Here is a 456-nt window from a genome sequence, read left to right on the forward strand (position 1 = left end):
CTCATGTGTGGGCGCGCATTCCAGCACGTGATTGTAGGGGCCGATGCGCTCGATGGCACGCAGCGCTCGCGGCCCGAAGCGCGAGCCTGGCCGGTTGGTGACGCCGAGATCCATCGGCACGCCGATCATCGCCACCTGCAAATCACCGAAATCCGGATTGTCGGCCGATATTTCGCGGTAGGGCGCGGCGAGGAAGGTCGGGATGCCTGAATAGGGCGCCAGCCGCGTGCCACTTTTGGAGAAGATCTTGTCGGCCACCTTGCGGAATTTCGGGTCGAACATCTCGCCGCCATGGCTTTCACCATATTTGCGACGCAACGCGTCGAGCTTGCCGCGATCGTATCCCATATCCGCTCCTCCTGGGCTGATGCAGTGCCGCCGCGGATGACGCCTGCGAACCGACCGTCATCCGGCCGGGCCGCTGTCCCGCTGGCTGCCTGCAGATTTCACGTCTTG

The 456-nt window shown here is 63.8% G+C and carries 1 protein-coding gene; it reads right to left on the reverse strand.

What is annotated here, in order from left to right; all coding sequences use genetic code 11:
- A partial coding sequence (locus tag EN906_RS36865; RefSeq protein WP_206529303.1) for an arginase family protein occupies nt 1-348 on the reverse strand: 348 nt, incomplete at its 3' end.
- Between the last annotated feature and the right edge of the window lie 108 nt (nt 349-456).

It is taken from the genome of Mesorhizobium sp. M7A.F.Ca.CA.004.06.1.1, from assembly GCF_003999135.1.
Lineage (GTDB): Bacteria > Pseudomonadota > Alphaproteobacteria > Rhizobiales > Rhizobiaceae > Mesorhizobium.